Genomic DNA, 585 nt, shown 5'->3' with positions numbered 1-585 from the left:
CGCGCTTCCCTCGCATGAAGCGCCGTGCGCCGCACCTCGCCGGCCATCGCATCGCCGTCCCACAGGAACCAGGTCCGCGCCCCTTCATCGCGATGCCTCCGCCCGGCTTCCGCCCTGACATCCCCCGCCAGCTTCTCAATCCGCCGACCGAGCGCATCATATCGATACACCCATCGCTCGTTAGCGGTGTTCTCGAACCCCACCATCCGCCCGAACACGTCCCACGTGAACCGCTCCACGCCCCGCGTGGGATGCGTGCGCTCGCTCAGTTGCCCCGCCGCATCCAGCCACCAGCGCCCGCCGTCCGGATGGTGCCACTCCCGGCGCTGCTCAGTCGCGCGCACCTGCGAGAACCGATCGCCTTGCGCGTCGTACACATACCGACGCACCCGCTGCCCCGGATCCGTATGCGCGACGATTCTTCCCAGCGGATCGTAGCGATACCGATCCACCCCCAGCCGGCTATCGCTACGCGTGACCAGGTTGCCACTGACGTCATATTCATACCCGATATGCGTCTCGCGATGCCCCGCACGCCGCGCGGTCTGTCGCGCAAGCCGCCCCGCGCCGTCATAGCTGAACGTG

Annotated in this window: 1 pseudogene; it reads right to left on the bottom strand. The window is 67.9% G+C overall.

The window, feature by feature from the left end:
- Window positions 1-585, bottom strand: a pseudogene (locus tag QCE88_RS41945) (RHS repeat domain-containing protein); the annotation flags it as partial.

The organism is Caballeronia sp. LZ035, assembly GCF_031451175.1.
Classification (GTDB): domain Bacteria; phylum Pseudomonadota; class Gammaproteobacteria; order Burkholderiales; family Burkholderiaceae; genus Caballeronia.
The sequence above is the reverse complement of the archived record's forward strand: the minus strand, read 5'-3'. Positions and strand labels throughout refer to the sequence as shown.